Annotated in this window: 10 protein-coding genes; all 10 read left to right on the top strand. The window is 45.7% G+C overall.

What is annotated here, in order from left to right; genetic code table 11:
- On the top strand, positions 1–483 hold a 483-nt coding region (gene ytpR / locus ACLOR3_RS10080), incomplete at its 5' end, for a YtpR family tRNA-binding protein (protein ID WP_412037203.1).
- Between the two features lie 238 nt (positions 484–721).
- On the top strand, positions 722–1117 hold the full coding sequence (locus tag ACLOR3_RS10075; protein WP_023027578.1) for a single-stranded DNA-binding protein: 396 nt from the start codon (positions 722–724) through the stop codon (positions 1115–1117).
- Between the two features lie 221 nt (positions 1118–1338).
- On the top strand, positions 1339–2325 hold the full coding sequence (locus ACLOR3_RS10070) for a substrate-binding domain-containing protein (RefSeq protein WP_048717535.1): 987 nt from the start codon (positions 1339–1341) through the stop codon (positions 2323–2325).
- Positions 2325–3644: a sensor histidine kinase gene (locus tag ACLOR3_RS10065; protein ID WP_048717536.1), complete on the top strand. Its 1320-nt coding sequence runs from the start codon at positions 2325–2327 to the stop codon at positions 3642–3644. Before ACLOR3_RS10070 ends, ACLOR3_RS10065 begins: the two co-directional genes overlap by 1 nt.
- A complete protein-coding gene (locus ACLOR3_RS10060; protein ID WP_411400961.1) occupies positions 3641–4327 on the top strand; it encodes a response regulator transcription factor in 687 nt (228 codons plus the stop codon). The genes ACLOR3_RS10065 and ACLOR3_RS10060 overlap by 4 nt, the downstream gene beginning before the upstream one ends.
- Positions 4324–5631, top strand: coding sequence for an ABC transporter substrate-binding protein (locus ACLOR3_RS10055; protein WP_411400960.1), 1308 nt, complete (start codon positions 4324–4326; stop codon positions 5629–5631). Before ACLOR3_RS10060 ends, ACLOR3_RS10055 begins: the two co-directional genes overlap by 4 nt.
- Before the next feature lie 134 nt (positions 5632–5765).
- Complete coding sequence (locus ACLOR3_RS10050) at positions 5766–6206, top strand: PTS sugar transporter subunit IIA (RefSeq protein ID WP_048717540.1); 441 nt, start codon at positions 5766–5768, stop codon at positions 6204–6206.
- Positions 6207–6223: 17 nt separating this feature from the next.
- Positions 6224–6718, top strand: coding sequence for a PTS sugar transporter subunit IIB (locus tag ACLOR3_RS10045; RefSeq protein WP_006595112.1), 495 nt, complete (start codon positions 6224–6226; stop codon positions 6716–6718).
- Positions 6719–6780: 62 nt separating this feature from the next.
- On the top strand, positions 6781–7623 hold the full coding sequence (locus ACLOR3_RS10040) for a PTS mannose/fructose/sorbose/N-acetylgalactosamine transporter subunit IIC (RefSeq protein ID WP_048789492.1): 843 nt from the start codon (positions 6781–6783) through the stop codon (positions 7621–7623).
- Positions 7607–7922 (top strand): PTS system mannose/fructose/sorbose family transporter subunit IID (locus ACLOR3_RS10035; RefSeq protein ID WP_412037202.1); only part of this gene is annotated, 316 nt, incomplete at its 3' end. The genes ACLOR3_RS10040 and ACLOR3_RS10035, both read left to right, overlap by 17 nt.

Here is a 7922-nt window from a genome sequence, read left to right as displayed (position 1 = left end):
AATATTTTTGAGGCTTCGACTTTCTTTGCCCTTGAAGGCAAGGGGCAAATTTTCTTGAGTGATGAGCAGGTTGCACGCCTCAATCAAGAATTACAGGCTGAAGGATTTGCAGAGGTCTTGGTCAATGACAAGGAGCCTAAGTTTGTCGTGGGGCAAATCGTGGAAATGGTGGCTCATCCAGATAGTGACCACCTCAACATCTGCCAAGTGGCTGTTGGACCAGACAAGACAGTTCAAATCGTAGCAGGTGCACCAAATGCGCGTGAAGGTCTCAAAACGATTGTAGCCCTACCGGGTGCCATGATGCCAGATGGCAGCTTGATTTTCCCAGGAGCCCTTCGTGGAGAAAAGAGCTTTGGCATGATGTGTAGTCCACGCGAATTGCACTTGCCAAATGCTCCACAAAAACGTGGGATTATCGAATTACAAGATACAGAAGAGGTGGGAACTCCCTTTGATCCCACCCGTCACTGGCAAGGATAAGAGGGTGGGACAGAAATCGGTAATTCGTCAGCATTCGATTTCGTCGTCCCACCTCCGCACAGTTGAGTAGGGCTGTAAAAGCTGATGAAATCAGCGTAGTAGAGCCCACTCAACCACTGCGTCTTGCTCGATAATCCAAAGACAATTGAGAGGCTAGGACTTTTGTCCCAGCTTCTTTTTTATTTTCTTTCTCCAAATGGCTAAAAAACTACGAATAATATAAGTAGGAGGAAGAAATATGTACAATAAAGTAATTTTAATCGGGCGCCTTGTGGCTGACCCAGAGCTTCATAAGACCAGTACGGACAAGTCCGTTGCGCGTGCGACCCTGGCTGTCAATCGTCGTTACAAGGATCAAAATGGCGAGCGGGAGGCGGACTTTATCACTCTCGTGGTCTGGGGGAAATTAGCAGAGACCCTTGTCTCCTATGCCAATAAAGGGAGCTTGATCTCTGTGGACGGTGAGCTTCGAACCAGACGCTATGAGAAGAATGGAACGACCCAATATGTGACAGAAGTGCTCTGTCAAGGCTTCCAGCTCTTAGAAAGTCGTGCTCAACGAGCGATGCGGGCTAATGGAGCAGGAGGAGATTTAGCGGATCTGATCCTCGAGGAGGAAGAGCTTCCCTTTTAACAGAAGAGAACGGTGCAGCTGGTCAGCTGTGTCGTTTTTTCTTTTTCGAAACTTCTCACGGAAGTTGCAGGGGTAAGCCATCATATGGATTTATGAGTAAAACGCATTCATTTCCGAGAGACCTTCAAGCTCTTGATAAAAAATGCTATAATACAAGGTATTAAATACGAACAAAAAATCTTTATATAGTAAAATGGTTCGTTCTTTTAAGAGGAGAAGAGATGGGGTTAGAAGAGGAAGCTGTTCAAAAGAAACACAATCGAGTGATGATCTATACGATATTTTGGAGCCTGGTTTTTGTGGTAGTGGTCATCTATTTGAATGCTAGCCAACTAAAACCGGTAAAAGGGCAGATGCGGATTGGTGTGACCTACATGACCATGAACAATGAATTCTACCAAACACTGAATGCAGAGATTGAACGAGTAGCTGACGAAAAAGGGGATTTGCTTCTAGTTCGTAATCCAGAATTGGACGAGGAAAAACAAAGTCAGCAAATAGATTATTTTCGTCAACAAAAGGTCAATGTGATTGTGATTAACCCCGTCAAAGGAGATAGCCCTAAAATCATTGCTTCCCTGAAGCGAGCTCGAGAGGCAGGGATTAAAATCATTGCAGTGGATAGTCAGCTCAGCCATTTCACGGTGGATGCCAGTGTGGTGTCGGATAATTACCAAGCCGGGGTCTTGGTCGCCCAGCGCCTGATGAAGCAGAAAAATGAGGCGAAGATCCTACTCTTAGAGCATAAAGGGACGGTATCGGCAGAGCAACGGATCCAAGGGTTCTTAGATACCATTCAGTCGGATCCTGCCTATCAGGTCGTTGGGAGAGAAGAGACCCGTGGCCAAACGGAACTGGCCTTACCAGCTGTTTCCCAGGTCATTCAGGATGGTCTGGCATTTGATACGGTCGTGGCCTTAAATGATCGGGCAGCTATCGGAGCCCTAGCGGCCATCAAGGAAAACCAATTAGCTCAGCCGATTTCTATCTATGGAATCGATGGCTCTCCGGATATGAAAGTTTTGCTCTCGACGACGGATGATATCGAAGGGACGGTTGCCCAATCTCCTCTTAAAATGGGGAGACAGGTGATGCAAGTGATTGAGTGCATGAGGACAGGAAAAACCTACAAGGAACAATATAAGATTCCAGTAGAGATGATTGATAAGGATAATGTTGACCGATACGATGTCAACGGGTGGCAGTAATGACCAAACTTCGTGGCATTCGTTATAGTTTGATTTTATTAAAAATCATTAATTTTATCGCCATCTTGTTTAGCAGTTCCCTCTACTTGCATGCGACCAATTACATCATTGCCAAGGGGCAAGGCTATCAATTATTGGAACAATTAAGAGAAATACCGAGTTCCCCAGCTCAGAACTTTTGGATTTCCATTCTCCTCTTTGGAGGGATTCTTCTCATTACCTTTTATCGGATGCGCCCAGGGACACAGGAGTGGTCAGTTTTTGACAAGTGGAATATTCTAGAAATTTTACTGATGTTAGGTGTCATGATCTCCCTCAGCTTCTCCTACAATGGGATCATCCTCTTGGTATTTGCTGATATCTTTTACGGTTCTAAAGAGTTTAGTAGTTCCAAGGACAGGCGCTACTGGTTTGCCTTTATCCTTCTGAGTTTCATAGTCCTCCTTGTGACCAACTATGACATCCTCTCTCTCGTCGTGCAGTTGCCGTCGCTAGATACCTATATCGCCTTCTATCCTTCATCGATTCGGATGCTCATCCTATTCGCTAAAAATGCGCTAGCTTCCTTGAATATGGTTGTCTTTATTATTTCTCTTCTCTTTTACATTTTATCGGTAGTAGCAGAGCACCATCGAATCGAAAAAGAGTTAGAAATGGTATCGCAAGTCAATACGGAATTAAATAGCTACATGGCCCTTTCGGAAAAGATTGCGGAGGACCGGGAGCGCAAGCGGATCGCACGGGAGATTCACGACACTCTGGGCCATGCCTTGACGGGCATTTCTGCAGGGATTGATGCGGTTGGGGTTCTGATTGATATTGATCCTGGTCGTGCCAAGACCCAGTTGCAATCGGTCTCTACGGTTGTACGAGATGGAATCAAGGACGTCCGGGGCTCTTTGAACAAGCTGCGGCCAGGTGCCCTGGAGGATCATACCTTGAGGGATGCAGTTTTGAAATTGGTTCACGAATACCAAGCCATTTCCCACCTACAAGTCGATCTGACCTATGACTGGGATGAGGTGGATCTAGATGTCATGGTGGAGGATACCGTCTTTCGCGTGATTCAGGAGTCCATGACCAATTCTGTCCGCCACGGTCATGCCAGCCACATGCAGATTTCCTTTTTGGTGGAAGATGCCTATGTCATGATTCTCCAGGATAATGGGGTCGGCTTTGACCAACTGCAGGTCGGCTACGGCTTGAAGCAAATGCGAGAGCGGGTCTCTATCTTGGGAGGAAGGATCGAATTTGCCAATCGAAATGGCTTTTATACACGAATTGAATTGCCCAAAGAAAAAGGAGGAAATCTCTTATGATTAAAGTAATGATTGCGGATGACCAAGCGCTGATTCGCGAGTCGCTCCAAATTATTTTATCTGCTCATCAAGATATTCAGGTGACTTCTGCGGTAGCAGACGGCCACGAGGTACTAGAGCGAATCCCCCAAGATCGACCAGATGTCGTACTGATGGATATTCGTATGCCCAAGATGGATGGTGTGATGGCGACAAAAGAAGTCAAGGAACGCTTCCCTGAGGTGAAAATCATCATTCTAACCACCTTCGACGATGATGATTTCATCTTTCGGGCTCTGAAATATGGAGCCTCAGGGTATTTGCTCAAAGGAGCTTCCACAGAGGAGCTCTACCAAGCCATCCAAATTGTCTACCATGGGGGAGCCATGATTAACCCCAATATTGCCAGTAAGGTTTTTCAGATTTTTTCTCAGATGGCTCAGAGCAATTACACAATCTCCGTCTCTGAAGAATATGTGAGCCACTTATCCCTGACTGAATGGCGCATCATCCAGCAGATTGGTTTCGGAGAGTCTAATAAGGAAATTGCAGCCAAATTGTTCCTGTCTGAGGGAACCATTCGGAATTACTTGTCCACCATTTTGTCTAAGTTGAACCTGCGGGATCGGACCCAGTTAGCTATCTGGGCTGTTCAAAAAGGGGTGACCACTAAGGATTTTGGAACAGAAAGTGATGGCCGATGAAGAAAAAACGTAAGATGCGAGGCGCCAGATTGTTTCTTGGTATCTTCTTGCTTCTTCTGCTTACTGGAGGGATTTGGTGGCAGCGACAGCCTAGGATTGTCCGTTTGGGGGTCTACGCGGGCTCTAGCTGGGATGTGCCCACCCAAACAGAAGAAAAAGTCTTGGACCAAGCGATTGCTCGTTTCGAAAAAACGCATCCAGGGGTAAAGATTGTCTATGAAAGCGGGATTCCGAAGAATCGATATGCGAGCTGGTTAGCCAATCAGATCCTCCATGGGCAGGAGCCCGATCTCTACATGGTGTCCAGTACAGAGCTCCCAGTGTTGGCAGCGCGTGGGGCAGTAGAAGATTTGACCCCCTTGATGGGCAAACAGGTCGATCCTTCTCATTTTTATCCAGTCGCCCTAGAAGCAGGCAAGTACAAGAATCGTCAATATGCTCTTCCTTTCGAGAGCAATCCCGTTTTGATGTGTGTCAATAAGGATTTATTGGAAAAGGAAGGGATTGCTATTCCGAAAGAGGGGTGGACTTTGGAGGAATTTTATACGATTTGTCAAAAAGTGACGCGGGATACGGATGGAGATGGTGAGCTGGATCAGTTTGGAAGTACAGATTATAGCTGGCGGGAGGCTTTGGCAGCCCATGGGGGCCAGCTTTTCCGTCAGGACAGCATTAATCTTACGAGTAAAGAAATGAAGCGCTCGCTCTATTTTGTCGAAAAACTCGAAGCCCTTCATGGCAACTTCAATGTCACTTCTAAGGATTTTGATGAAGGCAAGGTCGCTTTTTATCCGATGACCTTGGCCCAGTACCGAACTTATAAACCTTATCCCTATCATGTGGCCAAGTATTCAAATTTCACTTGGACCTGTATCCCTATGCCAGGGGCTTCTGGCTCGACTCCGTCAACCTTAGTGGATACATCCCTGTTTGCTCTGTCTTCTCGGGCCAGTGCGAGCAAGGAGGCCAAGGAATTCATGGAATTTTTGACCCAGGACCAGCAGGTCCAGCAGGAACTCTTTCGGCAGTCGCAGGGGACCTCTGTCCTCCCTTCTGTCGTCAATAGTTCAAAGAGTCGGGACCTTCTTAAAGCGGATGATTTCGGGGTTGACTCTCTGACGAATCAGACCCTGGACCAGATTATGAAAAAAGCTGTCCTAAGCACTCCTGGCAACCTGCCAACTGATATCTGGGATCGGTTGGATTATTTGATCCATAATGCTCTAAAAGCAAAGGATATTGATAATCAATTGCCTCAAATTCAAAAGATTATTGAGGAAATGCTTCGGGAGAAGTTTCGTTAAGAGCAACTAGGCATCTGTCAAGTGACAGATGTCATTTTTTTATTGACAGATGTCAACTTTTCTTTGTGACAAATGACAATAGTAAAACGCTTTCAAAAGCAATACAATAAGGTCATCATAAAGGAGGCGAAAGGATGAAGTATCTGGTATTGGTCAGTCATGGTGGACTGGCAGAAGGTCTGAAAAGTTCACTAGCTATGTTTGCTGGGGATAAGATCGATCAAGTGATTGCGGTCGGATTGAAAGAAGGCAAATCGGTAGATGATTTTGCGCATGATTTTCGTCAGGCGCTTTCCCCTTTGACAGATGAGGATTCTGTCTTAGTTCTAGCGGACATTGTAGGTGGCAGTCCTTTGACAACAGCGGCAATGGTGCTAGAGGAGCAAGGAAAGCTGGGTTCAGCCTTGATCTTAGGTGGAATGAACTTGACCATGGCTCTGACAGCTGTTGTGATGAAGGACATGATGGAGGGGGCTGATCTAGCCCAGGTGATTTTATCCGAAGCTTCCACTGCCTTGCAAGAATTTGCCCTTGCCCCGGTAGAGGGTGACGATGAAGAAGATGATGATATTTAACTAAGGGAGGTTAGAAAATGGTAGTATCATTTGTACGAATTGACGACCGTATGATCCACGGTCAAACAGTAACTCGATGGGCTAAAGAAAAGCCTTGTGATGGCTTGATCGCTGTCAACGACGCGGCGGCTTCTAATAAGGTCTTGATCCAAGCCTATAAAGGGGCTTCGGATAAGAAAACCTTTGTTTGGACCAAGGAAGCTTTCAAAGAAAAATCTGCAAAAGTAACGGAATCAGAAACTCGCTATTTCTTGATTACTAAGAACCCCATCGATATGAAAGAAATTTTGGTAGACCAAGGGTTTGTCCCAGGCGATGTCAAAGAAATCATTGTCGGTCCTGCAAATGACCGTCCGGGTGCTGTGAAATTGGGGAACAACCAATCCATCACCCAGGAAGAAGCAGAAGCCATCGAAGCCATTCAGGCTGCAGGCTACAAGGTGAAATTCCAGTTGCTACCAGATGTATCCATTGGTTACTGGGATGATTTCAAATCAAAATTCGGATTCTAGAGAGGGGAGCATCCTAGCTCTTCGTCACTAAACTATACTTACAAACAAAAGGAGCGTTTGTTATGACAATTTCATGGATTCAAGCAATCTTGCTTGGTATTTTCGCCAGCTTGTCTTCAATGCCTGGTATGGGTGGTTCCAGTATCGGGAACTATACACTTGGTCGTCCCCTAGTTGGTGGCTTGATCTCAGGGTTAATCCTTGGAGATGTGACAACCGGTATCATGGTCGGGGTTGCCCTTCAGGTCGTTTATATCGCTTTGGTAACACCTGGTGGAACTGTATCTGCCGATGTACGGGCTATTTCTTATATCGGAATTCCCCTTTCTATCTTATTTGTTCATGCCAACAATATTACTGGTGAGGCAGCAATTGCAGCGGCAGCAGCCCCAATCGGTGCAGCCGTTGGGACTATCGGTACCGTTCTTTTCTACGGTACTGCAACCATGAACTTGCTTTGGCAACATATCGGCTGGAAAGCCGTTGAAGAGGGAAACTTCAAAAAACTCTACGCAGTTGACTGGGTTTACCCATGGATTTCTCACTTCCTCTTCTCCTTCCTTCCAACCATGATTATCACCAAATACGGTGAAAACATGGTGGATTTGATGAAACAATACCTTCCAATGGATGGTTACTGGATGAAAGCCCTCTTTACAGTCGGTGCCCTTCTTCCATGTGTTGGTATTGCCATCCTCTTGAAGCAAATCGTTACCGAAGTGAGAGACTTCATTCCATTCTTTGTTGGATTTACCTTGGCAAAATCTCTTGGCTTGAACTTGGTAGCGAGTGCGGTAGTTTCATTGATCTTTGCAGTGATCTACTATGAACTTGAAGTGATTAAAACAATGAAAGTCGTCCCTGCTGGAGTAAATGACTTTGACGATGATGAGGAGGATATCTAAGATGGCTGACAAAAAGAAAATTTCAAAGAAAACGCTAACCAAAGCATTCCATCATTGGTATTATGGTCACTTGACTTGTTTCTCTCAAGAACATATGCAAACCTTTGGGTATTTGACTTCGATGCTTCCAATCGTGGAAGAAATGTATGATTCCAAAGAAGAACAAAAAGAAGCTATGCAAACCTATACAGCCTTCTTCAACACGGAACCACAATTGGGATCATTGGTTGTAGGGATCACAGCTGGTTTGGAAGAAGCGCGTGCCAATGGAGAAGCAGTAGATGGCGAAACCATCAACG

Origin of the sequence: Streptococcus intestinihominis, assembly GCF_046824975.1 — a bacterium.
Taxonomy (GTDB): Bacteria; Bacillota; Bacilli; order Lactobacillales; family Streptococcaceae; genus Streptococcus.
This window is presented reverse-complemented; position numbering and strand designations above follow the sequence as displayed.

Coding starts and splice junctions, on each gene's coding strand:
- ACLOR3_RS10070 (WP_048717535.1), top strand. CDS start 1,339: ATGGGGTTAGAAGAGGAAGCTGTTCAAAAGAAACACAATCGAGTGATG.
- ACLOR3_RS10075 (WP_023027578.1), top strand. CDS start 722: ATGTACAATAAAGTAATTTTAATCGGGCGCCTTGTGGCTGACCCAGAG.
- ACLOR3_RS10065 (WP_048717536.1), top strand. CDS start 2,325: ATGACCAAACTTCGTGGCATTCGTTATAGTTTGATTTTATTAAAAATC.
- ACLOR3_RS10045 (WP_006595112.1), top strand. CDS start 6,224: ATGGTAGTATCATTTGTACGAATTGACGACCGTATGATCCACGGTCAA.
- ACLOR3_RS10050 (WP_048717540.1), top strand. CDS start 5,766: ATGAAGTATCTGGTATTGGTCAGTCATGGTGGACTGGCAGAAGGTCTG.
- ACLOR3_RS10040 (WP_048789492.1), top strand. CDS start 6,781: ATGACAATTTCATGGATTCAAGCAATCTTGCTTGGTATTTTCGCCAGC.
- ACLOR3_RS10055 (WP_411400960.1), top strand. CDS start 4,324: ATGAAGAAAAAACGTAAGATGCGAGGCGCCAGATTGTTTCTTGGTATC.
- ACLOR3_RS10060 (WP_411400961.1), top strand. CDS start 3,641: ATGATTAAAGTAATGATTGCGGATGACCAAGCGCTGATTCGCGAGTCG.